Origin of the sequence: Zobellia uliginosa (assembly GCF_900156625.1) — a bacterium.
Lineage (GTDB): Bacteria > Bacteroidota > Bacteroidia > Flavobacteriales > Flavobacteriaceae > Zobellia > Zobellia uliginosa.
On the sequence record NZ_FTOB01000003.1, the window covers coordinates 682,326 to 707,381 of the forward strand.

At 43.9% G+C, this 25,056-nt stretch carries 24 protein-coding genes; 3 read left to right on the top strand and 21 right to left on the bottom strand.

The window, feature by feature from the left end; all coding sequences use genetic code 11:
- Positions 1 to 9: 9 nt before the first annotated feature.
- The gene (locus tag BW980_RS11440) at positions 10 to 621 is read left to right on the top strand and encodes a DEAD/DEAH box helicase (protein ID WP_076455342.1); all 612 of its coding nucleotides are present in this window, start codon (positions 10 to 12) and stop codon (positions 619 to 621) included.
- 15 nt (positions 622 to 636) lie between these two features.
- Here BW980_RS11440 and BW980_RS11445 read toward each other — a convergent pair whose 3' ends face one another.
- From BW980_RS11445 to BW980_RS11505, 13 genes are all read right to left on the bottom strand, one after another.
- A complete protein-coding gene (locus tag BW980_RS11445) occupies positions 637 to 2,184 on the bottom strand; it encodes an SDR family oxidoreductase (protein WP_076455343.1) in 1,548 nt (515 codons plus the stop codon).
- 246 nt (positions 2,185 to 2,430) lie between these two features.
- Positions 2,431 to 3,018, bottom strand: a complete 588-nt coding sequence (locus BW980_RS11450) for a DUF6515 family protein (RefSeq protein WP_076455344.1) — start codon at positions 3,016 to 3,018, stop codon at positions 2,431 to 2,433.
- A 238-nt stretch (positions 3,019 to 3,256) separates the two neighbouring features.
- Entirely contained in the window at positions 3,257 to 3,556 is a 300-nt protein-coding gene (locus BW980_RS11455; protein WP_139327663.1) for a hypothetical protein, read from the bottom strand.
- 300 nt (positions 3,557 to 3,856) lie between these two features.
- Positions 3,857 to 4,048, bottom strand: a complete 192-nt coding sequence (locus tag BW980_RS11460; RefSeq protein ID WP_027075965.1) for a cold-shock protein — start codon at positions 4,046 to 4,048, stop codon at positions 3,857 to 3,859.
- A 397-nt stretch (positions 4,049 to 4,445) separates the two neighbouring features.
- Positions 4,446 to 5,759 (bottom strand): DEAD/DEAH box helicase, encoded by a 1,314-nt coding sequence (locus tag BW980_RS11465; RefSeq protein WP_076455346.1) that lies wholly within the window; start codon positions 5,757 to 5,759, stop codon positions 4,446 to 4,448.
- A 3-nt stretch (positions 5,760 to 5,762) separates the two neighbouring features.
- Entirely contained in the window at positions 5,763 to 7,094 is a 1,332-nt protein-coding gene (locus BW980_RS11470; RefSeq protein WP_076455347.1) for a DEAD/DEAH box helicase, read from the bottom strand.
- A 124-nt stretch (positions 7,095 to 7,218) separates the two neighbouring features.
- Positions 7,219 to 7,668: a KTSC domain-containing protein gene (locus BW980_RS11475; protein ID WP_076455348.1), complete on the bottom strand. Its 450-nt coding sequence runs from the start codon at positions 7,666 to 7,668 to the stop codon at positions 7,219 to 7,221.
- A gap of 140 nt (positions 7,669 to 7,808) precedes the next feature.
- On the bottom strand, positions 7,809 to 8,543 hold the full coding sequence (locus BW980_RS11480) for a LytR/AlgR family response regulator transcription factor (RefSeq protein ID WP_217694801.1): 735 nt from the start codon (positions 8,541 to 8,543) through the stop codon (positions 7,809 to 7,811).
- Positions 8,544 to 9,578 (bottom strand): sensor histidine kinase, encoded by a 1,035-nt coding sequence (locus BW980_RS11485; RefSeq protein ID WP_083690473.1) that lies wholly within the window; start codon positions 9,576 to 9,578, stop codon positions 8,544 to 8,546. It lies immediately after the preceding gene.
- Between the two features lie 7 nt (positions 9,579 to 9,585).
- Complete coding sequence (locus tag BW980_RS11490) at positions 9,586 to 10,806, bottom strand: ABC transporter permease (RefSeq protein WP_076455350.1); 1,221 nt, start codon at positions 10,804 to 10,806, stop codon at positions 9,586 to 9,588.
- 2 nt (positions 10,807 to 10,808) lie between these two features.
- On the bottom strand, positions 10,809 to 11,552 hold the full coding sequence (locus BW980_RS11495) for an ABC transporter ATP-binding protein (protein WP_076455351.1): 744 nt from the start codon (positions 11,550 to 11,552) through the stop codon (positions 10,809 to 10,811).
- Positions 11,553 to 11,554: 2 nt separating this feature from the next.
- A complete protein-coding gene (locus tag BW980_RS11500; protein ID WP_076455352.1) occupies positions 11,555 to 12,778 on the bottom strand; it encodes an efflux RND transporter periplasmic adaptor subunit in 1,224 nt (407 codons plus the stop codon).
- A gap of 5 nt (positions 12,779 to 12,783) precedes the next feature.
- Entirely contained in the window at positions 12,784 to 14,115 is a 1,332-nt protein-coding gene (locus BW980_RS11505; protein WP_076455353.1) for a TolC family protein, read from the bottom strand.
- A 273-nt stretch (positions 14,116 to 14,388) separates the two neighbouring features.
- On the opposite strand from BW980_RS11505, the gene BW980_RS11510 reads away from it, so the two are divergent.
- Positions 14,389 to 14,886, top strand: coding sequence for a hypothetical protein (locus tag BW980_RS11510; RefSeq protein ID WP_076455354.1), 498 nt, complete (start codon positions 14,389 to 14,391; stop codon positions 14,884 to 14,886).
- A 90-nt stretch (positions 14,887 to 14,976) separates the two neighbouring features.
- Here BW980_RS11510 and BW980_RS11515 read toward each other — a convergent pair whose 3' ends face one another.
- The 7 genes from BW980_RS11515 to BW980_RS11545 all read right to left on the bottom strand — a co-directional run bounded on the left by BW980_RS11515 (position 14,977) and on the right by BW980_RS11545 (position 22,006).
- The gene (locus tag BW980_RS11515) at positions 14,977 to 16,458 is read right to left on the bottom strand and encodes a CotH kinase family protein (RefSeq protein ID WP_076455355.1); all 1,482 of its coding nucleotides are present in this window, start codon (positions 16,456 to 16,458) and stop codon (positions 14,977 to 14,979) included.
- A 216-nt stretch (positions 16,459 to 16,674) separates the two neighbouring features.
- Positions 16,675 to 18,003, bottom strand: a complete 1,329-nt coding sequence (locus BW980_RS11520; protein WP_076455356.1) for an amidohydrolase family protein — start codon at positions 18,001 to 18,003, stop codon at positions 16,675 to 16,677.
- A 17-nt stretch (positions 18,004 to 18,020) separates the two neighbouring features.
- Positions 18,021 to 19,226, bottom strand: coding sequence for a dipeptidase (locus BW980_RS11525; protein ID WP_076455357.1), 1,206 nt, complete (start codon positions 19,224 to 19,226; stop codon positions 18,021 to 18,023).
- Positions 19,223 to 19,777 (bottom strand): hypothetical protein, encoded by a 555-nt coding sequence (locus BW980_RS11530; protein ID WP_076455358.1) that lies wholly within the window; start codon positions 19,775 to 19,777, stop codon positions 19,223 to 19,225. Before BW980_RS11530 ends, BW980_RS11525 begins: the two co-directional genes overlap by 4 nt.
- A 39-nt stretch (positions 19,778 to 19,816) precedes the next feature.
- Complete coding sequence (locus tag BW980_RS11535) at positions 19,817 to 20,764, bottom strand: ornithine cyclodeaminase family protein (RefSeq protein WP_076455359.1); 948 nt, start codon at positions 20,762 to 20,764, stop codon at positions 19,817 to 19,819.
- Positions 20,765 to 21,196 carry a MarR family winged helix-turn-helix transcriptional regulator gene (locus tag BW980_RS22830; protein WP_083690460.1) on the bottom strand — a complete coding sequence of 144 codons (432 nt, stop codon included), beginning with the start codon at positions 21,194 to 21,196 and terminating at the stop codon, positions 20,765 to 20,767. It lies immediately after the preceding gene.
- An 84-nt stretch (positions 21,197 to 21,280) separates the two neighbouring features.
- The gene (locus BW980_RS11545) at positions 21,281 to 22,006 is read right to left on the bottom strand and encodes a phosphatase PAP2 family protein (RefSeq protein WP_076455585.1); all 726 of its coding nucleotides are present in this window, start codon (positions 22,004 to 22,006) and stop codon (positions 21,281 to 21,283) included.
- Positions 22,007 to 22,267: 261 nt separating this feature from the next.
- Between BW980_RS11545 and BW980_RS11550 the strand changes: the two genes are divergently transcribed.
- Positions 22,268 to 23,659, top strand: coding sequence for a right-handed parallel beta-helix repeat-containing protein (locus tag BW980_RS11550; RefSeq protein WP_076455361.1), 1,392 nt, complete (start codon positions 22,268 to 22,270; stop codon positions 23,657 to 23,659).
- A gap of 65 nt (positions 23,660 to 23,724) precedes the next feature.
- On the opposite strand, the gene BW980_RS11555 is transcribed toward BW980_RS11550, so the two are convergent.
- On the bottom strand, positions 23,725 to 24,711 hold the full coding sequence (locus BW980_RS11555) for a LamG domain-containing protein (RefSeq protein WP_076455362.1): 987 nt from the start codon (positions 24,709 to 24,711) through the stop codon (positions 23,725 to 23,727).
- Positions 24,712 to 25,056: the final 345 nt, after the last annotated feature.

Genomic DNA, 25,056 nt, shown 5'->3' on the forward strand with positions numbered 1-25,056 from the left:
ATAAAGCGTATGCCCTTTAGAAAATTACATCCCCACTTGCTTGAGAATTTAGAGCGTCTGGAAATTGAAACCCCAACGCCCTTTCAAAAAAGTAGCATTCCCGTAATCAAAAGTGGTATAAATGTCTTTGCCTTCGCCAAGGAAGGCAGCGGGAAAACGACCACCTTGGTGTTGACCACCTTGCAGAAGCTAAAATGTGAGGCTGTAGGAGACGCCCCAAGGGCGGTGGTTATGGTAGAGAACAAAGAGAAGGTGTTGGAACTGTACCAAACCTTTATAGAATACACCAAATACAGCTCATTACGGGTGTATGCCAGTTACGAGCAGCTGCATATAGATGTGCAGAAGTCCGAAATATACTTGGGTATCGATATTTTGATTACCACGCCCAAAACACTTCACAACCTGTTTTTGACCAATGGGGTTAGTATTTCCGAATTGAAGATCATAAGTGTCGACGATGCCGAATTTCTATCGAACAAAAAGGAAGCTACAGGCCTGATCGCCATGGCGGCAAGCATTAAGAAAAGTCAGTTTGTAATCTATGCCGAAAAAGCCCATCCGCAGTTGAAGCGCCTAGAAAATCACTTTATGGAATACTCCCGTACCGTCACGGCCTAGACGCCAAGCTTGTTACTACCAAGAAATCGGGAAGTAGTCCTTTAGGAACTTTCCGCACCAATGCTTACCGGTATTGATACCATCAAAAAGAGGATCTACTACCCTAGCGGCGCCGTCAACAATATCCAATGGGGGTTGAAAATCATGGACTTCCTGCTTTCTTTTGGCCAATTCCGCAGGGTCTTCGTCGGTCACCCATCCCGTATCCACCGCATTCATATAAATACCGAATTTGGCCAGGTCGCCCGAAGCTGTATGGGTAAGCATGTTCAGGGCCGCTTTTGCCATATTGGTGTGGGGGTGTCGCGATTCTTTAAAAAACCGGTGGAACTTACCTTCCATGGCCGATACGTTTATAATGTGTTTTTGCCCGGTATTTTCCTTTTTCATGATTTCCGAAAGTCGGTTGCACAAGACGAAGGGCGCAACGGAATTTACCAATTGTACCTCTACCATTTCAGTAGTTTCAATAGCTCCCAATTTTAGGCGCCAGCTATTGGTCTTACGCAGGTCTACTTGTTGTAAATCGGCATCCAGTTCACTTTCGGGGAAGACCTCCTTGGTCACTAGGCTTGCGTCAAAACTATAGGGAATCTGCGACAATCTCGCGGAAGAGCGTAAACCGATGCCGGGTTCCGGACCGTGCCATGAAACGGGCATGTTCTTGTTGGAGGAAGCCGCGGAAGTAAGTTCGGTAAGTTCGCCCAGGCAACTCATATGGTCGGCCAGCACATCTTGTGCAAATTGGGGCAAGCTCTCAAAGGGCCTTTCTTCATTTAGCATAAGATGGGCATAGAAACCTGCCGGACGTCGGACGGTTTGGGCCGCATTGTTGATGAGAATATCCAGTTTTTCATAGTTCTGCTCAATGTAGTTGCAGAAGATTTCCACACTGGGGATATGCCTTAGGTCGAGTCCGTGTATTTTAAGACGATGGCCCCATTCCATAAAATCGGCCTCTTTGGAAAAACGTAAAGCAGAATCCACAGGGAAACGGGTGGTAGCGATAACGGTGGCCCCTCCACGCAAGAGCATCAGGCTGATATGGTAGCCGATCTTTAGGCGTGAACCTGTAATCACCGCCACTTGGCCCTTTACGTCGGCCGTTTGAAAGCGTTTGGCATAGTTTAGGTCTCCGCATTCGGTACACATGGTATCGTAGAAATGGTGGAGCTTGGTAAATTTGGCCTTACAGACGTAGCAATCGCGGGGCGATTCCAATTCCGGAGTATCCTTTGCCGCTAGGTCGGCCGCAGCCAGTAATTTTGGCGCCACAAACACCGAGGCCTCACGGGCGTGGCGAATACCGGTCTGGTTACGGGCGCTTTTGTCTTTGGCCGCTTGCTTGCGCTTGGCCGCTTTTTTGGCGTCTTTTTTTCTTCTGGAGAACTCTTCCCTACTCGGCCGGGATAGTTGTCCCGATACCTTTATGAGGGTGGTTCTTTGTTCTTTTGGGATTTCAAATATTTGATCGGTGTCGGCCACCAATCGTTCTAGAACGGCAATACATTTCTCTACTTCCTCTAAGCTTACTTCTGGGCTTTTTTCCAACGCTTCACTCATCCTTCCTCCTGTTTTTATCGGAATAACTGTACTCCGTAATCCTAAAATTTTATGCCGCGCGAAACTACATCTTTATTTTGAAGGCTTTATCCAAAACGCGTCTTTTATTTTATGGAGATGGAGGTGAATTCCCCGTGATGCCCCTTAATCGATGAGATAGGGGTTTTACTTTGCCGAGCCAATAAAAAAGGGCCGCTACCCTTTCATCGGTAGCCGCCCATTTAATTGCATACAGGTGTTTTATACTTACTCCATATCTATGATACCCACCACTTCATAGGCCCTCGTGCCATTTACCTGTATTTTTTCATAAAGGATGTTGGCGAACTCAAAATAGGTTTGTCCGTCTATATTTACTTTTTCATATCCATCGGGAAGCTCATATACTATGGTGCCTACTTCAGGTTCTACCACCTCGTACTCTGAATTTACTTCGGTATAAAAGGTTCCGCCCACATAAAAATATACCCGATTGTTAAAACGAATTCTTCTATAGTCTGAAGGAAGGGTTTTTATTCTAAAGCCAATTTTAGGGGCTATTACAATGTATCGTCCTCTTGATACGGTGTAAAATTTATTGTTGGAATAGTAATAGTTATTGCCCTTGTGCTTAATAACCGTTCTGTTGGGCACGGTTCTTACCGATACCACCTTCTTTTTTGGGGTTTTGTAGACCACTCTTCTGCTCGATACCCTGTTTGGGGTCGTCTTCACTACAGTTTTGGTAGTTGTGACCTTTGTTGCGGTACGCTTGCGGGTTTGTGCCGTAGCCGAAACGGTACAAGCGATTAAAAATAAAGAAGCTACTACGTATGTTTTAATGTTTGTTTTCATGATGCATAAGATTTAAAAAGTTAAACTTTTAGTATTGCGATCACTACTTTGACACTTATTTTTCTCCCTGGTTTAATTTCACATGGCTGTTTTTACCGTAAACTAGACGAAGGGATGTTTTCAATCTACGAATTGGGGGATTCTATAGATATGGAAAAACACGGTATTTTAAATTTAGGGTAGAAAAAAGGCGTATTCGAATAGAACACGCCTAGTTATACGATACTTTTCCTTCCTATTATTTCAGCAAAGCAAGAAGGCCTTGTAGTTCGGTAAGGTTAAGACTTGAATTGTTATCCGTATCCAATTGCGCAAAATTCTCTGAAACCGAACCGATAGCTTCCGTTGAGCTTATGGCTTCGTTCTTATCCGTATCCAATAGGCTAAATAAGCTGGCCACTTGTTGAACGGTCGAGTTTGAGCTCAATGAACCCAGCAGTGTCGCGGCATCCGCTACATTAGACGTGTTTACGTTCTTTACACTATTACAACTGGATAGGGCGGCCACGAGGGCTATCGATGCTATTACTTTTTTCATCATTTATGTTTAGTATTTGTTTATAGAGCCGCAAAGGTAGTCTTATAAGTTGAAGGTGAAGAAGTATATAGACCAACACCGCATTTATATCTATACAACTCTTAAAATTATAGACGAATGGGGTGTTTGCACGTATTAAATTTATAATGGTTTTGGAGTTGATTTTGGTTCTTGGCCGGCCTAGTGGAAGCCGCCATAACAAAGGCACAGTGTATGTCGGGAAGCTATTCGGGCAAAATATAGGCACAAAAAAAAGCCCATCGATTAAGATGGGCTTTTGTAAAACTTAAAGTATATGTATTAGATAACTTTTACGTTCACTGCGTTCAAACCTTTGTTGCCTTCTTGTAGATCGAATTCAACTTCATCGCCTTCGCGAATTTCGTCAACTAATCCTGAAATGTGTACAAAGTGATCTTTTTCAACGCCTTCTTCAGTGATAAAACCAAATCCTTTTGTATCATTGAAAAATTTTACTGTTCCTTTACTCATTGTAATGTAATTAAAAATTTATAGTACTTATTATTTTGCAAAGATGGCGCCAATTTTCCAACATTCAACATTTTAATTTACTTATTTTCAACTTCTTACAAAATCTATTTTTAAGTATTCATTTAATTTTGCCCCGTTTGGCTTGAATATGGACTCATTATGCCTTGATTATGGGCGGTATTCTGTGGTAAGTTGTGTTTTTGGGGAGATATCCGTAAAGTGAACTCGGTTACAATTAGGCGGTTTTTATGCCTTATCGATGACTTTTTTTCCTTCCAAAAGGAGGTTTTAGCCCTATTTCGGAAGGAAAATTTTAAAGAAAGAGGCACATCGGTGATAAATCATCAGGGCCGGAGCTTAAGTTTTATATGGAAATCGAAGGGTAATTATCGTCGTTTTACAAAATGGAAATGCGAACTTTCTTATTTTTTAGGCGGGAGTTGTTCAATGTTCCGACCAACTGATCGGCAATCGACAAGGGAACGGCTACAAAGGCACAATCTTGTTTAAGCTCGATAACACCCAACTGGTCTTTTTTGATGCCGCCTTGTTTAAAGAAGAGTCCGGCAATATCCCCTTTTGAGATCTTATCCTTTCTACCGCCAGAAATAAACAGGGTTTCCCATAATTGGGGTTTACGGGCCGCTTTTTCGCCAATAGCTATACTTTCGGTACCTTTGATGAACTCGGGTACATCTTCGTTTTTGTATTGCAAGACATAGGCCGTTCCTTTCGCATCTACACGGGCCGTTCTGCCATTACGGTGGGTAAATTCTTCCATGGCCCTTGGAAGCTCGTAATGAACGATATACTTCAACTCGGGAATATCTATTCCCCTTGCCGCCAGATCCGTAGCGATCAATATTCGGCTAGTGCCATTTCTGAACTTGATCAAAGAACGCTCCCTGTCCCTCTGTTCCATCCCCCCTGAAAAACAGGTGTATTGGATCTTATGTTTATCTAAAAACCCGCTGACACGTTCGATGCTCTCCCTAAAATTGCAAAAGATGATCCCGGGTTGGTCGCCAAGGTGCAGCAGTAGTTCGGCCAAGGTCCTCAATTTATCCTTATCCGGCGAAACCACCGTTTTAATGGTCAGTTTCGATTCTTTTTTGGCCGCTAGGTAATCAATGGTCACGGCTTGGTCCAACCGAACGAATTTAGGAATTTCAACCCCCTGTGTAGCGGAAGTAAGGATACGCTTGTTCAGATGGGGCAATTGCTTGATGATCGTACTCATTTCACCTTCAAATCCCGTTTCTAGCGATTTATCGAACTCATCCAAGACCAAGGTCTTGATATCCGTTTTAGAAAAACGGTCGCCACCAAAATGGTCGGCAATTCTTCCCGGTGTACCTATGAGGATCGCCGGTGTATGTTTTAATTCAATTTTATCCTTGGAAATAGGTCGACCGCCGTATACCGCATTCACCTTAAAACCGGAGCCCATATCACGGACTACTTGTTCGATCTGTATGGCCAGCTCGCGTGAAGGTACCAAGATCAAGGCCTGGATTTCGGTACATTCGGGATCTAGGCTGTCGATAAGGGGCAAAAGAAAGGCCAAGGTCTTGCCGGTGCCCGTTGGCGAAAGCAAAATCGTGTTGGTTGTTTTTGCAATGGTCTCTAGGGCTTCCTCTTGCATGGGGTTCAATGCGGAAATCTTGAGTTTCGCTAAAATATCCTGTTGATTACGAATGTTGTTGGCCATGGATCAGTGTTTTGAAGACGCCTCTATTTTTTGGTTGGCCGTGGTGTGGTGCATCACATGGTCGGCCAGTACTTTTTCTATCAATTCTTCCTTGGTCAAATGATGGAAAATGGTCTTTATTTTTTCTTTGGCTTCCGGGGAAACGTTTCGGTTCGGTTTGGTCTTGAAAATTTTCTTGGCCCAGAGTACCAAATTGGTTTCTTCCCTATCCTCGGCACCTTGTTTTTTAAGCTCCTTGAAAACGAGTCCCAATTCCTTTTCAAATTCCGGAATGTCTTCCCGTTCCTCTTCTTGGATAATGGTTAATGAAAGTCCCTTTGCCCCTGCCCTGGCCGTACGGCCGCTTCGGTGTACATAGGCTTCATAGGTGTCGGGCAAGTGGTAATTCACCACATAGGATATTTCCTTAACGTCAATACCACGGGCGGCCAAATCCGTCGCCACAAGAATATCGATAAACCCTTCCCTGAACTGTCCCATGATCCGATCTCGGATTCCTTGGGTGAGACTACCGTGAATTGACCCGGAAGAAAATTTATTGATGGCCAGTTTCTTCGCCAGTTTATTCACTGCCGCTTTGGTCTTGCAGAAGATGATTCCGCGCTCCCCTTCTTTGCTATTTAAAAAGTGGAGCAGCACCTCAAGTTTTTCAATAGGTTCGACTACCATATATTTATGGTCGATGCCTTGGTGGCCCATTTGTACCATATCGGCCTCTAGGTGCACTACGTGCTTCGACATATAGTTCTGTACCAATTGCTTTACCGTTCCCGGCATGGTAGCGGTAAAGAGCAATGTCCGTCTCGATTTGGGCATCTCTGCGTCTAGGGTGTCCAAGTCCGTTTTCAAGGCGGTTACCATCTCGTCGGCCTCATCTAAGACCAAGTACCTTAGTTTTTTTAGGCTAACGGCCTTCCGTTGGATCAAGTCGATCAATCGGCCAGGTGTAGCTACGACAATATGCGTTGTCTCCTTTAACCGTTCTATTTGGGGTTTTATGGGAATGCCGCCACAAACGGAAGCAATGGAGATAGCCGGACTATGGGCCGCAAAGGAAACCAGGTTCTCATAGATCTGTTGCCCCAATTCCCGTGTTGGCGATAGAATAACGGCCTGTACCTCCGTTTTATCGGTATGGATCAATTGAAGCAAGGGCAAGCCAAAAGCCGCGGTCTTACCGCTTCCCGTCTTGGCCAAGGCCACTACATCATCCTTTTGCTTTAACAGGATGGGAATGGTTTTCTTTTGGATATCGGTGGGAACGGAAATTTTTAGGTCGGCTAAACTCTCTAGCAGTTGTTCGTTGATCCCTAAAGCTGAAAATGATTTTGACATATGATAAATTTTGGCAAAGATAGGCAGGGGCGTCCGTGAATTGTGTAAAATGACGGACTATGTAATTGAAAAAAAGGGACTTAAAAGAATTAGCCCCTTTTGTAATGGTATTAAAAACAAACGCTTAAGCTTCTTGGAGCGTACGTTTAGATTTTCTGTAAATGTAGTTTGGGTAAATGCTACGTTTCGCAAAACGGTTCAATTTATGGGAATTGACCATTTTCATATAAACGGGCTTGGTAACGCCAAAGTACTCATAGGTAGTACCGTCTAAAAAGGTAATTTCCAAAACCATACCCTTGTGTATGTAATCGGCAATACCCGAATTGTTGATCGTTTCGGTATAGGCCTCTAAATTCGCCGCTATGGTCTCGGGGGCGATACTCACCAAAAAGTGGTATCCGTCGATGATAGCTCGGCTATTGACTTCGGCCTCTTCGCGTTTGGCGTCACCTTCTTGAAATTTATCCGGATGCCATTCCTTGACCAAATTGCGGTAGGTTGACTTAAGTGCCTTAAGTTCAATCTCCTTTTCAATTCCAAATAACTTCTTATACTGACCGATACGCTTCATAGACTTTTTTTTGAAGCGGCAAAGCTACGCCTTTATTTTATACCACTTAGGCTTATTCTGGCTTTTATATTTTAGTGGAAATCGACCTTTTTCCTTTTAAAAAAAAATATAGATAGAGACTAGGACGATAATGGAAGAAGTTAGGTGTTCAATGAATTGTCATTGATAAACTCCAAAAACTTGGGCTTGTACTGCTCCGAAACCGTAATCCGCTGCTCGTTGATAAGGATTTGGCTTCGTTCAATGACTTCAATATTTTTTAAGGATACAATAAATGACCGGTGTACTCTCATAAATTGGGATTTGGGTAGTTCTTCTTCGAGATTTTTTAGGCTCATCAAGGTGAGCACCGGTTTGGGGTTGTCTTTCAGCCATATCTTGATATAGTCCTTTAAGCCTTCAAAATACAGTACATCGGAGAGTTTAATGCGCAACTGCTTGTATTCCGATTTTACAAAGAGAAATTCCTTTTTATCGGAAACCGAGGTTTTGTTTTGGCCTCGAAGCAGGGTAAACCATTCCAAGGCTTTGTTCGAAGCGGTCAAAAACTCGGCATAGTCGAAAGGTTTCAGCAAATAATCCAAGGCTTCTACCTTAAAGCCTTCCAAGGCATATTGGTCAAAGGCCGTGGTAAAAATGACCCGGGTGTGTTTGGGTAGCATTTTAGAAAATTCAAGTCCTGTAAGATCCGGCATCTGTATGTCTAAAAAGAGCAGGTCTATCGTTTCGTTACGGATATATTCAACAGCTTCAATGGCGCTATTGCATTTCTTTTTCAGTAATAGATAGGGCGTTTTTTCTACATAACTCTCCACTAGGTTCAGGGCCATGGGCTCGTCGTCTACGATCATGCACTTCAGTTGTATTGCTTCCATTTAGGTTTCTATTTTTAGATGAACCCTATAAACCCCCGTTTTGAGTTCTTTTTCAAAGGTATATTTATTGGGATATAATAACTGCAAACGTTTTTCAAGATTTTGCAAACCGATGCCCGAACCACTTTTATCATTGTCCTCTTTGGGGAAATTGTGGTTCTCTATAGTAAAGTTCACCGTGTTTTTTTGTGTCGTCATATCAATCGATATGATGCTTTCCTTATTGGCGGAAACCCCGTGTTTAAAAGCATTTTCTATCAAGGATATAAATAATAGCGGGGCTATTTTTATAGGGGGGGCGCCAACGGGGAAACTCGATTCCACCTCGGTCTTGTCCGAAATCCTCAATTTCATAAGGTCGATATACTTTCTCATGAATTCAATTTCCTTGGAAAGGGGCACCAATTCCGTATTGGTTTCGTACAAAAGGTAGCGCATGAGCTTCCCTAGGCTATGAATGGTAGATTTGGCCTTTTCGGGGGAAATATCGACCAATGAATAGATATTGTTCAGCGAATTAAAAAAGAAATGTGGCTGTAATTGATAGCGCAAGTGCTGCAATTCGGTCTGTAGTTTGAAATTAATGGCCTCTTTGCGTTCCGCTTCCGTCCTCATCCATTGCTTCGTGGTTTTTATCGCAATGGAAAAAAGCACGGGCGCCGCATAGGAAATCATCTGTACATAGAGGAATAATTTTATGGGAGGTCCTTCCTTAGTGTTATCGTTCGATGGTCTTCGCGCCAGGTCCTGAAAAAAGATATCCTCTATCTGCTCCTTCAAAAACATGAAGAAGGCAATGGCCACAAGGTTGATAAGGATGAACCTAAGGGTTTTCTTGGGAAACAGGAACTTATCTATCAGAAGGAAAAAATTGAGATAGAAAATAATCGCATAAAACAACATCGGAACCAAAAAGTGGGCAATAAGCCTGTTGATATCCGGATCTTGCCCGTATGACAATATATAGGGCATACTAAACAGGACAAGCCATATCAGTAGATGCTGAAAGAATATTATTTTTTTGTTTTTATACATAACTGTTTTATTCATAGCGCAATGCGGTAATCGGGTCTAAGACCGAAGCTTTTCTTGCGGGGTACCATCCAAAAAATATACCTGTAACCGCACATACGGCAAAGGATATGATTATGGAATACAAGGCCACACTGGTGGGCCAATGTAAGAACTTTTCAATAAAAACCGTGGCCCCCAATCCTAAGATGACCCCAAGGACACCGCCGGTAATGCTGATAAGGATGGCCTCGATCAAAAATTGCATCAAAATATCGGAACCCTTACCTCCTACGGCCATTCTCAGACCGATTTCCTTGGTTCTTTCCTTTACCGATACATACATTATGTTCATAATGCCTATGCCGCCGATCAGCAATGAAATACCCGCTACGGCCACCAAAAGAATGGTCAACATTTCACTGGTGGAGCTAAAGGTAGAAATTAATTCTTCCATAGAACGTACATAAAAATCATCGTCTTCAGTGGCGGAAAGTTTGTGCTGGGCGCGTAAAATTTCGGTCACTTCCCCAACGGCATTCGGGGCGTCTTCCTCACTGATGGAAGAAGCTATGATCTGGTTTAAATGGTCAATGGCCAGAATACGCTTTTGAACCGTGGTATAAGGGGCAATGACCACATCGTCTTGATCTTGGCCAAAGGTGTTTTCGCCTTTTTCCTCCAGTACCCCGATAACCATAAAGGGAATGTTGTTAAAGCGGATCATTTGCCCGACCGGGTCGGTTCCATCTGAAAAGATGTTGTCTACTACCGTTTGCCCGATTACCGCTACTTTAGAGGCCGACTTTACTTCGGGATCGGTAAACATGCTTCCGCTTTGCAAGCCGACCACCTTAATGTCTAAATACTCGGGGTTTACCCCGTAAATTGTCGAAGGCCAGTTGTTCGATCCGTTTATGACCTGACCGCCCCCATCGACCAGGGGGGAAACATAAGTCAACAATTCGGCCTTCTCTTTAATGGCGTAATAATCATCTAGGGTAAGTGATTCCATGGCACTGGCATCTTGTCTGACCCCTCCCCGTACATCTTCTCCCGGCCGTATCGTGATCATGTTCGAGCCCATACTTGAAATCGTACTCCGAATACTTTCCTTGGAGCCTTCGCCAATGGCCAACATGGCAATTACCGAAGCCACACCAATTATGATTCCCAACATGGTCAATAAGGTCCTTAACTTGTTAAGAACAATCGCCTTATAGGCTATTTTTAATAGGTTTAATATTCTCATGATCAATGGTCTTCTTTAGGTAATTTTGCTAATTCTTCTGCTGCCGATTGTATGTTGTCGTTCAAATAATCTTGAATGATATTACCATCTTTCAATACGATAGTTCTACTACTGAAGGTGGCAATATCGGGCTCGTGGGTCACAAAGGTGATGGTGATTCCCTGCTTGTTCAGTTCTTGAAAAAGCGACATGATTTCGTAAGATGTACGGGTGTCTAAGTTTCCCGTAGCCTCATCCGCCAAGATCATGACCGGATTATTGACCAAGGAACGGGCAATGGCCACACGCTGTTGTTGTCCGCCAGAAAGCTGTGAAGGGGTATGGTGTAGCCGGTCGGCCAAACCTACCATTTCCAATGCCTTTATGGCGCGTTCACGACGTTCTTCGGTAGAGACTTTGCTATTGTACAAAAGGGGAAGTTCTACGTTCTCAATGGCCGAAGTACGCGCCAAAAGGTTGTACGATTGAAAAATAAAACCGATTTTTTCGTTACGGATGGTGGCCAGCTCGTTTCGGCTCAGGTCCTTTACTTTTACCCCGTCAATTTCATACGTACCCGATGTAGGTTGATCCAAACAGCCCAAAATATTGAGCATGGTACTTTTTCCAGAACCGCTGGACCCCATAATGGTCACGAACTCCCCTTCATTGATCGTGCACGAAATACCCTTTAAGGCATGAACCGTTTCGGTTCCCATGGTAAAGTCGCGTTTTAAATCTTGTATTTTAATGATTTCTTTGCTCATGGTTATTTCTTTTTGCCTCCTGGGCGTTTGGGCATAAATGGACTCTCTTCTGTGCCGCCTGCTGCAACACTAGACTGGGTAGTTTCAGATTTTAAACTATATACCAATTTGTCACCTTCATTGATACCACTTAAAATTTGAACGTTTACTCCGTCACTTGCACCTAGTTTCACTTCTTTTGGAGTAATAGCTCCATTAGATTCTAAAACCCAAACTTTAGTAACACCCTCTTCATCGGTTGTTCTTGGTCCATTATTGGGACGCTCTACCGTTAACTTCTCCTGCTTGTTATATGCCATCATTTCTTGTGGTGTAGGTTTAAAATTGATGGCCTTGGCTTCGACCGATAGTACATTTTTCAATTCTAAGGTGTATATGGAAATGGTGGCTGTCAGTCCCGGTTTAAGCTTCAAGTCGGGGTTGTCGGCTTTAATGACCACGGTGTAGGTAACTACATTTGAGGTTACCGTGGGGTTGAGCCTTACCTGTGTCACGATTCCGGAAAAAATTTCCCCCTGATACGCATCTACCGTAAAACTTACGCGTTGGCCTTCTTGAACCTGGCCTATATCGGCCTCGTCTACATCGGCTTCTACTTGCATTTCCCTTAGGTCTTGTGCAATGGTAAAAAGCGTGGGCGTACTATAACTTGCCGCTACCGTTTGGCCTTCGTCAATATCCCTTGACAGGACGACCCCGTCTATGGGAGAATAGATATTGGCGTATTCTAGATTGGTCTTGGCCTTTTGTAGATCCGATAAACGTTGGGTTACGTTACCTTTTGCCGTTTCGTAATTGTATACCGCATCATCGAAATCCGATTGACTAATAACCTGGTTTTCGAACAAAGTCTTTTGTCTTTCGTAGATGGTCTTGGTATAGTTTCTCTGACTGATCGCATTGTCATAGGCCGCTTGTGCCTGTACGCTAGCTGCCTTGAGATTGGTTTTGTCCAGCTCGGCAATCAGTTGTCCTTCGGTAACCACACTGTTGTAATCGACATAGATCTTTTCTACGACCCCCGATACCTGGGTACCTACTTCCACTTGGGTGATGGGTTCAATGGTACCGGTTGCCGTAACCATGGTCGTTACATCGCCTTTTTGGGCCGCTACCGTTTTTGCTTCAATTTTTACGCTATCACTCCCGTTTAGCAAGTTATATGCGACAAGGGCTATGAGAACGAAGGCAACACCGCCTATTGTGATTTTTCTTTTATTTTTCATTTGAGTTAAAGTTTAATTTCGTTTCCTTGATAGAATTGTAAGAGTTGATGGTAAAGAATATTTAGATATTTGGCCTGTAAATAGTTCTGTTGGGCATTGGTGTAGGTGTTTTGGCTGATGACCAGGTCCGTGGTGCTTAGGGCACCCAATTCGTATTTTTTCTGGGCCAAATTATAAGACTGCTCCGCCGCTTCTAAAGAGGCTTGGGCCGCAATAAGTTGCTCTTGTGACGACACGGCATTTTCATAGGCCGTTTCTACTTTTTTAATGACTTCTTTCTCTACACTTTGCTTTTGTAATTGGGCCCTTTCAATATTTATCGTAGCGGTTTTTACCGCGGCCTTGGTTTGGTTTCTATTGAAGATGGGAATGCTTAGGCTTAATCCTAATTTCTGGTTGAAGTTGACATCTAACTGATCACCAAAGGTGTTGTCGTTCAGGCTGGTGTATCCCGTTCCGAGGCTACCGACCAAGGATAAGGTGGGCAAGTAGCCCCCTTTTGCAATATCCAGTTCCTTTTCGTTTATGGCGATGTCCGCCTGACTAGCTTCCACTTCGGGTAAATACGCTAAGGCATTGGTATAAATGATCTCTTTGTTGAGTTCTAGGTTGATCAGGTCGGAGTTTTCGGCCATGGTCTCTATTTCCATAGTATCCAAAGGCGATAGTTCCAACAGTTGTTTCAGGGTTATGATGTGCTGTGCATAGTCGTTCTTTGCGGCGATCAACTGATATTTGTTGGTGGCGGCCTGACTTTGGGCCTCGGTGTAGTCGCTCAATGCGATGGAACCGGCATCTAAACGTGATTTGGCCCTTAGGACTTCTTTTTCCGATGCCTCAAGATTGTTCTCGGCAATGGTGATTCCTTCTTTACTGTAAAGTGTTTGCAAGTAGGTTTCCAAGATGCTGATTACGATACTGTTTTTGGCTTCCTCTTCCAATAGGCTACTTTGCTCCAGAAGCAATTTGTTCTGTTGGATCTGGTTATTGATCTGGTTGCCTTGGAATAAGGTCACGGAACTATTGATTCCCAAATTGGTGTTGTGGATCTGGTCAGACACATAATCACTGGTAATCGGGTCTATGGTCGTTCCGTTCGAAAATCCTTGTGAGGCGCTACCGAAAAGATTGGGCAATCGCGATGCTTTGGCCTTGCTGTAGTCTACTTCGGAAATGTTCTTGCTCAAGGTGGCATCCTTTACCGTGATATTGTTCTCTAAGGCATAGGAGATACAATCTTGTAAAGACCATACTTTGGGGGCCGTAGAAGTATCCATTTCTTGGGCAAAAGTGATCTGGGCGACTAAAAAGCTTGCCATTAGTATATATAGTTTCATTTAAGCGTGTTTTTAATTAACACTTCAAAGGTGAAACTATAAGGCTACACTATAAAAAGGAATAGAAGTCTGACCCTTTTGACTATACGAAAGCCCGAATTTTATCGATGGAATTTTTGTGATGACATCAGAAATGGAATTTAGAGTGAAGCCGGGGCTTTCTTCTTCCATGGAAAGCCCCACTGTTAAACTTCTATCAAAAAATAGTCCTTCTCCAAACCCGATGTAGTCTATTTCCTATATTTGAAGAAAGGTGTGCTAAAAGCTATATTCATGCGGAATCTGGTATTTATAATTTTCGGTTTCTATTTTTCTTCCTCCCTATATGGTCAGATAACAAGCAAAGAACAGGTTTCCCTAGATTCTTTGTTGATCACCAATTTATCGCAATACCGATTTGAGACTCCCGTGAGTATAAACGGTGAAGTTTTTAAGACAGGTTATTTTGATTACCAGTTATCTGAAAAGTTCAGCGCCGGTCTAGAACGCAATTACGCCAAGTTTGGAACGCATGAGCAAATTACGCCTTCCCTGGTTTTTAAATACGATGTAAACGAGAAGACCTATTTGTTTACGCGGGTGGGAAAGACCTACGACATCGATCAAGATAGCGGGAATTCGGAGGGGGGCTTAATCAACGTGAATTTGGGCGTTGGTTATAGAATGAAGAAAAAAAGGGTCTTGGAAGTAGGGATATTTGCCGGACAAACGAGTATACCGAGGCTTCCCCCAATAAACCAGTTTTCCTTGTCGATTCGGTTTAGGTTCTGAACCATGGTGATATAAAAAATCCGGTTACCCATGGCCACCGGATTCTCCCCTCTAGAATTATATCGGCATCATCACACTACATCGAGATGATTAATTCAAATAATTATCCACGGCCGTTGCCCTTTCCGACACATGGCTGTTCAATTCACTTATGGCCGCCTGAAAATCGGCGCTTGAATTCAAGAAACTGTATCCTTCGACTTCAGCGGTAGCATAGGGCTCTACCAAGGTGGCATAGGTTGAATATTTGGCCTGCATATTACTTACGCTAAAGATATTGTTGGCCACTTCGCGAACATAGTCGTCGTACTTGGCCTTGTAGGTGTCATCTTCGTAGAGATAACCGATCAAGGGCCATTCCGTTTCATTTAGGTCGGAGAAATCCAAGGCCAAGGCGCCTTCTTGATTTCCTCTTTGTAGGGCTTCGTTATTGTCCCACGGAATCCATGCCAGTTTTTCGGTATCGGGATTGTTGTAAAGAAAGTAGTTATGTGTCATTCTACCGTAGGTATCCCAGTTTTGAATAACCGTATTCACCGCCAGATAGTTTAAGAAGGTATCGGTGTCAAATACAGTCTCCAAATTGGCTCGCCAGGCTTCGGGGTCGCTTGTTCGGTTATCGGCGTGTAACGCGGCAAAAAGGCTTTGGATGTCGGAATAATCAGCTTCGTCTTCATTGGTTTTCTTGACAAAGACCTCTTCGGAGAAAGTGCCTTCGGCAAAACTCGCCCCATCGCCGTCAGGTTTGTACAGGTTACCGTCATTATCGCTAAACTGGGTATCGATTACGGTATCGTCTACTTCCTCTACCATGGTATATACACCAAAGTAAACAGGACCGTCGCCATGGTCAACGTATACCTCATAAATAGCGGCATGCGAACTGGCCAAACCCGCTTCCCTGAATACATCGGTAGCCACTTTTTCGCGTAACATCGATTTGTCGTTATAGTTGTTTTTAAGGCTTAGCTTTTTAAAACCGTAGAATCTTTGGTTGTCAATTTGTGGGTACTCATCTTCAAATTCGTCAAAATCGAGTTTGAACGATAGTTTTAAGATACCGTTTGACCAGCTTGATTGTAGACTTGAATTCCCTTTAAAGCGAAGGCCTACGCGATACCATTCCTTTCCATTATAGAAAACCTCGCCGGGCACGAAAATCGGGTCCTCGTCGATTTCTACCAGTCCTCCCCCACCGGGTCCTCCAGCAGGTGGGCCATTTCCGGCACCGGAGTCACCCCCAAACGCACCGTATAGGGACGTCATATCGTCAAGCATGCTTTGCCAACGTTCTTCGGTAATCACTAGGTCTAAACGTTTTACGACATTGTCGGCAAAGACTTCCTCAAAATCAGGGTCGGCCGATTTGCTGTGTGTTGCGTCGGTCCAATCCGTGGCCTCAAAATCGGTATCGGCATATTGTTCAACGTAGGCGTCTTCATCCCCTGTTTTGTCGTTGATATCTTCGGTAGTCTCCGAATCGCCGTTTGTATGGGTGACATCATCGTCTGAACAGGAAACGATAAAGGTAAGTTGCATTGCCAGTACGAGCAATAGGCTTATTTTTTTCATTTTAAATGGGTTTGAGAATTAGTATTAGGGTTCAAAGGTGCGGATTAGTAGGACTCCTATTTTCAAGATTCAGTGAATAGGCGGTTCTTTTCAGTGAATGGCAATAGAGAACCGGTAACCCATTTGAAGGAAGTGGAATTTAGGGCCGATCGGCCCGTGCAATTGAAAAAAAAAGGGACCGATTAAGGTCCCCTTGATTGTCGCTAGGTTATGGTTTCAGGGAATTATCACTCCCCTTTTGACAACGTATTTGATGTCTAGGGTGTTTTCAATGTTTTCTAGGGGATCTGTATTAAGAATGACGAGATTGGCGAGTTTTCCGCTTTCTATGGTGCCGATCTGTTTTTCCTCTCCCAAACCTTCGGCATTGACGATTGTGGCCGCCCTTAAGGCGTCTATGTTCGAGAGTCCCGCCGTGGTCAAGAGTTTGAGTTCGGTATGTAGGTTTAGGGTGCCATCTTCCGAGATCATATGGTCGGATCCTGCCCCTATTTTTACGCCCATGTCGTAGGCTATGGTAACCGCACGGAAAGCATCGACTTGGCGTAAAGCATCTTCCTCCATGTTTTTCAGGTCCTCCTTGAAGTAATAATAGACAAAGAGCGTGGCATCCAATATGCTATGGTTCTTTTTCATGGCCTCGAAAAGTTGAACCACTTCCGGAGTGTTTTCGTCCCATTTAACGGCATCTAACTTGGCTTTCCATTCCGCAGCCTTTTCGCGCGATTCAAAATCATGTCGGCCTTTGATCGGTCCTTTGGCCATTTGATATTGTATAAGCGATCCTGCGTGTGACATTACGTTGGCTCCTCCCTTCGTGATGTCCAATGGTTTTGTAGGAGGGACTACCCCATGTGCCCACACCTTTAAGTGTTGTCGCTTGGCTTCTGCAGCTACTTTTTTAAATAGATGCTTGTCTATATTCAGGTATACTTTGATTGCCGTAGCCCCTAGGCCTTTGGCTTCGGCAATCACTTGCCTTAAATCGGTGGTGTCGGTTATGGCCTTTACCCAAGGAACCTGCCCGGCAATGGCCCCTTTGGCCACATCTTGGGGACGTGGGTCTTTTGCAAAGAATTCAGGGCCTGCGATTATGGTCGAAAAGAATACGTCGGGGCCCATGTCCTCCCCTATTTTCGTATTCTTTTGTAATAGGGTGAGCATTCGTCCATCGCCCCCCATGTCGCGTACCCCGGTTATACCCGCTTTAAGGGCCTTTTGCAATTGGTCTTGGGCTTCTTTTAGCGTTCCGTGGGTGATGTGAACGTGGGCATCGATCAAACCGGGAATGATGTACTTGCCTTCTAGGTCATACACCACAGCTCCCTTTGGGGGTGTTATGGGGCGATCGTACGATAGGGCTTCTATGCGTTCACCCTTGATAAGTAAGCTGCCTTTTTTGCCGGTGTCGGAAACGGCATCGATAAGGGTCGCATTTTTTAAAACCACATACGAAACCTCTGAAGTGTCGGCTGTAGCCGGGTTTTGGGAATAGGCTATTGTCGATAGAACGAGGAAGGCGAATAAGGAGACTGTTTTTCTCATTGTAGTTGTACTAAGGTTTAATGTTTGAATATTTGGGTGAGCGCACGTTTAAAATTATCGCCCAAAACCATTTTTATATGTTCGTCTTTATAGCCTTTTTTAATAAGCCCTTCGGCAATGTCATAGATTCGAAAGGGGTGGTTCAATTTTTCAATGGTCAACAGGTAGTTTTCATTGGTGTGGCATTGATATTTGGTCGGCGCATTGTTCAAAGTGTCCTTTCGCAATTGTAGGTCACCGTAATCTTCCGTATAGAGGGCTTGGTCGCTACCTATACCTACATGTTCTATACCTACGAGCTGTGCCACATGGTCGATATGGTTCAAGAAATGCTCTATGTAGACCGGTTCCTTTTCGCTTATCATAAAACGTAAGATGGGGATGCCTATAACCCCGCCTGTTTTGGCCATGGCCTTTATAGCTTCGTCGGTTTTTGCCCTGGCCAGTCCCTTGGCAAGGGCGCGGCATGAAGCATGGGTGATAAGGGCCGGGACCCCTTCACAAGCCTCGATACCGCCAAGGGTCGTCTTGTCACCACAATGCGATAGGTCTACCCCCATTCCCACTTGGTTCATTCGACGGACGATTTGTTTTCCAAAAGAGGAAATACCACTGTCGCTATCTTCAAAAGCGCCATAGCCTAATCTGTTTTTTCCGTTATAGGTCAATTGCGATACACGTTGGCCCAGACCATAGAAGAGGTCTACATCGTCGACCGACCTAAAATGGCTGCTTTCTTGATTGGTGATCAGTAGGCCTATTTTATTTGAAGAGGAAAGCTTTTCTAGTTTTGACTTGGTGTCGATACGTTCAAAATAGTGTGGATTTGACGCGATAATACCGTTTTGGATCGCCATGAACTTGAGCATATCGTCATAGGTAGGAATCATATTGCCCCAGCCAAAAACAGTTACGCCCGCATCGCGTACAAATTGGTAATCTTCATGGGTAAACGAAGCGGGAACACTTTGCCAAAGAGTGGTCAACGATTTCCCATCTCGCTTATGGTAGTCGTCGCCAAAGGTGCTGAGCATATCTATACATGCCGTTTCTTTGATCAATCGCCTCGCCTTGACCGAATAGGCCTTGCGTTCTTTTCCTTCTTTTATGGGAAGGTAGTTTTGCTTAGGGTCGGCGGATGGGCTTGCGCTAAGGGGCAGTACCGTCATACCGGCTACAGTGGCCCCGAGATGCTTTATAAAAGTTCTGCGTTTTGATGTCATTTGGTGCTGTTTTGAGATTTTACGGCAAAATAACCTAGCATGATGCCCAAGGCGATATTCCATAAGGAAAGGAGTCCGATCTGTAGGTGCTTGGGCAATATGAAAACGGTGGTCATGGCCGGAATCCAAAACCAAACCAGCGACCACCACGCTTTTTGAAGGCTGTTCCAATCCATCTCCTTCCCCTCTATTTTGTTATCGGTAAACCTATGGAAGGTTACGAATACCGGACCGTAGATGATGTTGGCAAAGAAAGAGACCGACAGGGCATAAAAGAAACTGCCCTTGGTAATTTGAAACCACCATCCTTTTTCGATGATGGTATCAACATAGGCGAAGAAGCCAGTAAAGGCATATTTAAAAGTAATGCCAAGAAAGGCCCATACCAACACTTTTAAGAGCAGTCGCCCCGGACCGGGGCCAAAAATGTACCATTGTTTCATTCGGATGCGAACGGCGATCAGTTCACCTATCGTACCGAGAATACCGATCTGTACCGCACTGGAAAGCAGCGGATAGTTTTTTACGAAGTTCAGGTAAGTTTCAATCATATTATTAGTTGTTAAATGCAACTATTTGTGCTGTAGGGATTATCCCTTCAATTTTGTATAGCAAAGGAGTCCCGCAGCCAAGTCCTCAGAAGCGATACCCAGTGACTTGAACACCGTTTTTCTGGATGCATCGTACCGGCTGGAATCTTTCAATAGTTCCGATATATCGGCTTTTACGAAGTCAAGGGCATCATGACCGTTTTCCTTGGCCGGAAGCAACAGTTCCCCTGCCTCATTGGCCGCAGAAACCCGGTTATCTACATACACATCAGAGGTATTGATGATTTCTGAGGCAAGTTCCCTGGTGGTTGCCGTACAGGCCCCTACGGCATTAATGTGAACATGGGGTTTTAGGTAGGCGTTTTCCAATATAGGTTTCTTAGCGGCGGTAACCGTACAGATAATATCGGCGTCCATGGCCGCTTCCCTTACGGTGTCGCAGACCTTAAAATCAATTCCCTCGTATTGCTCCATATCGCCGGCAAGTCGTTCCGCACTACTCTTGTTCAGGCTCCATAGGGTAATCTTTTCGATATCGCGGATTTCAAGCATGGCCTCAATATGCTTTCTTGCCTGTACCCCACTACCAAGAATACATAAAGCCTTGGCATTAGGAATTGCCAAGTGCTTTGTGGCCAAAGCGCTTACGGCCGCTGTTCTGATTCCCGTAATACCATCGGCATCCAAACTTGTCATTAACTGTCCCGTACGCGTTTCGTAGAGATGGATAATCCCTTGGTGCGAACTGAGTCCCTTTTTATAGTTATCGGGAAAAATACTCAACACTTTGATTCCCATAACCTCATACGGGCGTATGTAGGCGGGCATCACGCCCATAACTCCACGGCTGTCATTATGTAAGGGCATGGTCGAGCGAAGCGGATTGACGATATCCGTTTCGGCATTTAAGAGAAATAATGCCTGCATAACCTCAATACACTCCGACATGGGTAAAAGCTTCTCTATTTGATCGTTGTCTATAAACATCTATTCTAAGTTCTCTATAATTTTGTGCAAAACCTGTTTAAACTGTGCCAATTCATCGGGGGCGATACCATTTTCAGATAGTTCCGTTATCGTATTGGCAATGCTTAAGGCCTTGTTTTCAAGGGCCTTTCCTTGTTTTGTCAAAAATATTTGTTTGTTGCGCTTGTCCTCATCGAGGCAGCGTCTTATGAGCAATCCTTTTTTTTCCAAAGTATCCAGCTGGCGGGTCATGGTACTTTTTTCTTTCTTTGACCGTTTGGCCAGCTCCTGTTGGTTGATACCATCCTCTTTCCATAAATAGAATAAAATCCGCCATTGTTCAATGGTGATTCCAACGCCGTTTTCCTGAAAGGCGCGTTGTAAATGCGCCGATAGAAGGCGTTCTGTGGCACTTATGAGTCGCGAGGAGGAGTTGAACTGTTCCGTTTTGATGACTTTTAAATTTGATTAATTGCAATATGCAACTATTTTTTTGAAATAGCCAAGAATTTGGGTCCGCTTTTGCTAGCTTCAAGCTTAAAAGGATTTGGAGAAATAGAGTCCTAGTGTCCTATCAGTATAACGAGGAATAAGGCTTACCTTTTTCCATTTTAAAAAGGGATTCCATTGAAAGAGATAATCAAAATGATAAACGAGTCGGGTTACTAGAATACCAATTCCCGCCCCGGCCAATACATCCGATAGGTAATGTTTGTTATTGGCCAATCGTAAACCTCCCGTAAGGCTAGCAAATCCATAGCCACTATAGGCCAGGTATCGATTGGTGTCTTTGTATTCTTCGTAGACTGCCGCACCTGAGGCAAAGGAGATGGAGGTATGTCCGGAAGGAAAGGCATTTTCGTTGGAACCATCGGGTCTGAGTTTGTACACCGAATTTTTTATGGCCCTGGTGAACACATCGGTCAAAATCATGGAAACGGCCAGGTTTTTGGCCTGGTCGAACCAGTGGTGCCTCGCCTTGACGCCGGCTACGTTCGCAATAACCAGTGTAGCTACGGGGGCATATCTCGAAAAATCGTCAATATGCGTGCGAAAGTCGTTACCTACCCCATCAACGATGGTGGTGTTCAGGCTTTGCTCCCATCCGCTATCGGATAAGAGGATACCGGTAGTAAGAAGCGATAGGGGTAAAATACTTTTTTTGACCAGGTTTGTTCGGGGGCGTATCTCGGTACTATCACTTTGTGCGAACAGGTTACCCAAGGTAAAACATATAAGGATCAGGCTTATTCTTTTTATCATATTCCGATGTTGTTCGGCCAACTGTTTTATCCTTCCGAAAATAAAATCCCATTAAGGCCAAACACTTCAGCTGCATTACAATATAGTAAATGTTTTGATGTAGTTGGAATTTGCTTTCGCGGGATGTCTCCTGATCAGGCAGTTTTCAACGGCTTAGGATGCCCCCTTCATAAGGTGCGATCCATCGAAAAATGGAAAATATACATACTATTCATTTTAAAAAGGAGTTTCCATTGGTGTAAACCGCTATTTTCTATATACATGAGAAACCTGACAACTTACCTGCTGCTTTTCGTGGTACTTTCACTGGCCGGATGTAAAAAAGATGTTCTAGACCTAGGAGGAGCGACTTCCAATTATGGGGCCGATTCCGAGGATTTAGACGACCAAGGCCTGCCCAAGCTAACATTCAAAGTTGAATTGCCGCGTATTGCCGACACCAAGGAATATACGATAGACTTGGAGCAGTGGGATATTCCAAATGACGGAACCGCCCCCCTTAAAACCACGGCAAATCTGCAGGCCGCTATCGATTGGGCACACGACGAAGGATATGGTCGCGTAATCTTGCCTAAAGGCCACTATCTGGTCGGGGAAGAGAAAAACGATATATACCAAGGCGGAATTGAAATTCATGGGAACACGGAGTTCGTATTTAGTGAAGGTGCCATTTTGGAAATCGATACCAATGACAAGTGGAACTATTGTGTAATTAGTTTAGATGGCGATAATATAATAATCAGGGACGGTATTGTTCAAGGAGACCGGGATACCCATGTTTTTACCCCACGGGAGAGCGACGGAAATACTGCTCATGACGAGGGCCACGGTATTTGTGTTTGGAACGACAGTAATATTGTTCTTGTAGATCATATGATTATCAGAAATACCACAGGCGACGGTTCCCTAGTATTGGAGGCTACCGATGTTACATTTACCAACAATGATATTTATAATAACAGAAGGCAGGGAATTTCTATTGTGGGCGGTACACGCGTTACGATTAGCGACAATGAAATTCATCATATAAAGGGAACGAGCCCGCAATTTGGTATCGATATTGAAGGTGCCGGCCGTGTAGATGAAGATATCTTGATCCAAAACAACTATTTCCATCATAATACGGGAGGTGATATTGTAAATACAAGTGGCAAAAATGTCTATATATTGGATAACGTTATGGAGCAAGGGGAAGGAAGCACCTATGTAGACGGCCCCATTGTAAGCTGGCACAAAACGCATAATATCATAGCCCGAAATACCATTACCATGGTCGATGGCTCGGTCAATGGCCGCTTGGGCTATATACAGTATTCAGGTGGCGGGGACAAAGGGCATAACCGTGCGACCTATGTTCATGACAATGTTTGTAACAGCTGTGGAATGTATATGTACAAAAGTTCGGATGCCGATGTAAGGCGCAATAAATTCTACGGTTATTTTATGTCGTTTACCGATTTTGACAATGCGATATTGGTCGATAATTTAGTGACCTACTCCGAAGCGCATCCCAACCTCAGGTACTGCTGGTCTTACCGTTTTAACAATGTTACGGGTATGGCCGAAGGCAATTACTTGGGCGATGAGCTTCAAGACCTTCCCCTATCGAAGACCGAACCCTATACCATGCAGTGTGTATTGGACGGTTGGTAAAAAAAATAAGGCAAAAACGTATTGTTATTGCCCTATTCAACTAAACAACTCACTATTATGAATAGTTATTCCTCTACCAATTGATAGGTGTGTATCCAGTCTATTTTCATGGTGTTGATATTGTTGTTCGACAGGTGTTCCTTTTTAGCAAGTCCCCCTAGCCAATCGGCATCAACCGTCCATAGGTCCCATATGATATTTAGCTCACGGGTAAAATCACGCGCCGAAACCACGCTTCCGGCCGGTTCGCCATCTAAATAAAACTGAATGTGCGTGGCGTCTTTCCACCAAACGCCAAAGGTGTGGTATTCCTCGTTCCAAGCTACACCCTTAAGGGGGTTGGCATCGGAGAGTTCTCGATTGTCAAAATTGCCCTTATTACGCTTGGTATCATCATTGATTACGTGAAAATATTGCGAGTTCATTTGCCAAGGGAAATCGGGCTGACAGTTACATGAAGGGTTGGAGTTATTTTCTATAACGTCAATTTCATTACGGTTGGAAATATTCCCGTTGTTCAACCAAAAGGTGTTATAAGCCGAAATATGGGCCCCTTTAATACGGCTTACGGTATACATGGGGTAATTGATTTGGGCCTTCGACTTAACGCGAGAGGTTTCGAACCAACGCTCGGGGTCGTTGCCCAAGGTGGCTTTGATCCATAGTTTACCCTCGCTAACCCCGGAGTTTTCAGCCTTCATTTGTACGGGTACACCATAGTTCCAAAGCGATTTGGTCCATTTGGTAGTGTCGAAACCATCGTTGAACTCATCGGAAAGTTGTGATATTTTTACCCATTTCATGCCTTGGGGTGCCGGAGGTGGGGTTTTTCCGGTAAAATCATAGGCCACGTCCGTAGTAATAGTTTCTTCCTTGTCCGTTTCTTCATCGGGGTCGGTCGGGGTCAATTCTTCTTCGTTCGGCAGTTTTCCTTCCGACTTTTGAATTTCAGATTCCGGTATGGATTCTTTTTCCAGTTCGGTGTCTATATCGTTCTTACAGGCGAGACAAAATAGACTTGCTGTGAAAACAGCCATTTTAGTTAAGTTCATGGGGGTGAATTTTATAGGTTCATCCTGCAAAACTAAAATTTGTAAGGTTTTTATTGCAAAAACAGGACTCACAAAAAACTTGACAAGCGCAGAAAATGACTCTACATTATCTCTATGTTGGTTTGTAAAATATAGGTTTTCTGCAAGTTCACTTCAGCCTATCGACCTGTCTAAAATTTTTGAAATGGTATCCCTTGATTTTTTGGGTTTTACTATTCCATTCTTGTTAAGTAAGTTTTTTTGTGAAAACCACTTTTCCCTCCCTTTGTGTATGTGTCTTAAATATAGTGGGTTACTATGGTTTTGGTATAATTCTAGTTTAATAAAGCATTTCTTCTTTTTTGA

Bases quoted from the DNA above. Each gene is read 5' to 3' on its own strand.
- BW980_RS11440 (WP_076455342.1), top strand. From the start codon at position 10: ATGCCCTTTAGAAAATTACATCCCCACTTGCTTGAGAATTTAGAGCGT.
- BW980_RS11445 (WP_076455343.1), bottom strand. From the start codon at position 2,184: ATGAGTGAAGCGTTGGAAAAAAGCCCAGAAGTAAGCTTAGAGGAAGTA.
- BW980_RS11450 (WP_076455344.1), bottom strand. From the start codon at position 3,018: ATGAAAACAAACATTAAAACATACGTAGTAGCTTCTTTATTTTTAATC.
- BW980_RS11455 (WP_139327663.1), bottom strand. From the start codon at position 3,556: ATGAAAAAAGTAATAGCATCGATAGCCCTCGTGGCCGCCCTATCCAGT.
- BW980_RS11460 (WP_027075965.1), bottom strand. From the start codon at position 4,048: ATGAGTAAAGGAACAGTAAAATTTTTCAATGATACAAAAGGATTTGGT.
- BW980_RS11465 (WP_076455346.1), bottom strand. From the start codon at position 5,759: ATGGCCAACAACATTCGTAATCAACAGGATATTTTAGCGAAACTCAAG.
- BW980_RS11470 (WP_076455347.1), bottom strand. From the start codon at position 7,094: ATGTCAAAATCATTTTCAGCTTTAGGGATCAACGAACAACTGCTAGAG.
- BW980_RS11475 (WP_076455348.1), bottom strand. From the start codon at position 7,668: ATGAAGCGTATCGGTCAGTATAAGAAGTTATTTGGAATTGAAAAGGAG.
- BW980_RS11480 (WP_217694801.1), bottom strand. From the start codon at position 8,543: ATGGAAGCAATACAACTGAAGTGCATGATCGTAGACGACGAGCCCATG.
- BW980_RS11485 (WP_083690473.1), bottom strand. From the start codon at position 9,578: ATGTATAAAAACAAAAAAATAATATTCTTTCAGCATCTACTGATATGG.
- BW980_RS11490 (WP_076455350.1), bottom strand. From the start codon at position 10,806: ATGAGAATATTAAACCTATTAAAAATAGCCTATAAGGCGATTGTTCTT.
- BW980_RS11495 (WP_076455351.1), bottom strand. From the start codon at position 11,552: ATGAGCAAAGAAATCATTAAAATACAAGATTTAAAACGCGACTTTACC.
- BW980_RS11500 (WP_076455352.1), bottom strand. From the start codon at position 12,778: ATGAAAAATAAAAGAAAAATCACAATAGGCGGTGTTGCCTTCGTTCTC.
- BW980_RS11505 (WP_076455353.1), bottom strand. From the start codon at position 14,115: ATGAAACTATATATACTAATGGCAAGCTTTTTAGTCGCCCAGATCACT.
- BW980_RS11510 (WP_076455354.1), top strand. From the start codon at position 14,389: ATGCGGAATCTGGTATTTATAATTTTCGGTTTCTATTTTTCTTCCTCC.
- BW980_RS11515 (WP_076455355.1), bottom strand. From the start codon at position 16,458: ATGAAAAAAATAAGCCTATTGCTCGTACTGGCAATGCAACTTACCTTT.
- BW980_RS11520 (WP_076455356.1), bottom strand. From the start codon at position 18,003: ATGAGAAAAACAGTCTCCTTATTCGCCTTCCTCGTTCTATCGACAATA.
- BW980_RS11525 (WP_076455357.1), bottom strand. From the start codon at position 19,226: ATGACATCAAAACGCAGAACTTTTATAAAGCATCTCGGGGCCACTGTA.
- BW980_RS11530 (WP_076455358.1), bottom strand. From the start codon at position 19,777: ATGATTGAAACTTACCTGAACTTCGTAAAAAACTATCCGCTGCTTTCC.
- BW980_RS11535 (WP_076455359.1), bottom strand. From the start codon at position 20,764: ATGTTTATAGACAACGATCAAATAGAGAAGCTTTTACCCATGTCGGAG.
- BW980_RS11545 (WP_076455585.1), bottom strand. From the start codon at position 22,006: ATGATAAAAAGAATAAGCCTGATCCTTATATGTTTTACCTTGGGTAAC.
- BW980_RS11550 (WP_076455361.1), top strand. From the start codon at position 22,268: ATGAGAAACCTGACAACTTACCTGCTGCTTTTCGTGGTACTTTCACTG.
- BW980_RS11555 (WP_076455362.1), bottom strand. From the start codon at position 24,711: ATGAACTTAACTAAAATGGCTGTTTTCACAGCAAGTCTATTTTGTCTC.